This window comes from Flavobacterium bomense (genome assembly GCF_003970355.1).
The window spans coordinates 1-1,056 of sequence record NZ_RYDJ01000272.1; the positions used below are offsets into that span (position 1 = coordinate 1).

Here is a 1,056-nt window from a genome sequence, read left to right on the forward strand (position 1 = left end):
AAAGCACTTTTGAGTTAAAATTCCTAATCTTAATTTTTTAGCAAGATTAAATGTGTAAATAGAATAAAACGATGAGCATTAAAATACATTTCAAAAGCTCATTAGACAAGTATAAGTACTCTAAAATATAAGGTTTTTGTATTATGAAATTAAATATAAATAGATTCTAATTTACAACAAAACCTGACAGGTTTCAATAACCTGTCAGGTTTAATGTTATTATAAATTCTGAGCACTGAACACTGATCACTGACAACTATTCTTCTTCCTTTTGTCCCATCATCATCAGGAACGCTTTCAGGAAATCGTCTATTTCGCCATTCATCACGCCATCAACATTGCTGGTTTCGTAACTAGTGCGAACGTCTTTGACTAATTTATAAGGTTGCATCACATAATTTCGGATTTGCGAACCCCATTCGATTTTCATCTTTCCAGCTTCAATATCAGAGCGTTGTTCTTGTTGTTTTTTGAGTTCAATTTCATACAATTGCGATTTCAACATTTGCATCGCTCGGTTTCTGTTGTCGTGTTGCGAACGCGTTTCTGAGCATTGAATTTGTATTCCCGAAGGTTTGTGAACCAGTTGAACTTTAGTTTCTACTTTATTCACATTTTGTCCACCAGCGCCACTCGAACGAGCCGTTGTGATGACAATATCTGCTGGATTTATTTCAATTTCTATCGTATCATCGACTAACGGATACACATAAACCGAAGCAAAAGACGTGTGTCGTTTGGCATTACTGTCAAAAGGAGAAATTCGAACCAATCGATGCACTCCGTTTTCACCTTTGAGGTAGCCAAAAGCATAATCACCTTCAATTTCCAATGTTACCGTTTTTATGCCCGCTGCATCGCCTTCTTGGTAATTCAGTTCCCGTAATTTGTATCCCGATTTTTCGGCCCACATCATATACATTCGCATCAGCATCGAAGCCCAGTCACAACTTTCCGTTCCGCCTGCTCCAGCCGTAATTTGAATAACAGCACTTAAACTGTCGCCTTCATCCGACAACATATTTTTGAACTCGATGGCTTCAATATGGTTTTGGG

1 protein-coding gene is annotated in these 1,056 nt (G+C 37.6%); it reads right to left on the reverse strand.

Annotation, left to right across the window (positions count from 1 at the left end; genetic code table 11):
* Window positions 1–256 precede the first annotated feature (256 nt).
* The coding region (gene prfB / locus EKL98_RS17240) for a peptide chain release factor 2 (protein WP_126563259.1) at window positions 257–1,056 on the reverse strand (800 nt) is incomplete at its 5' end.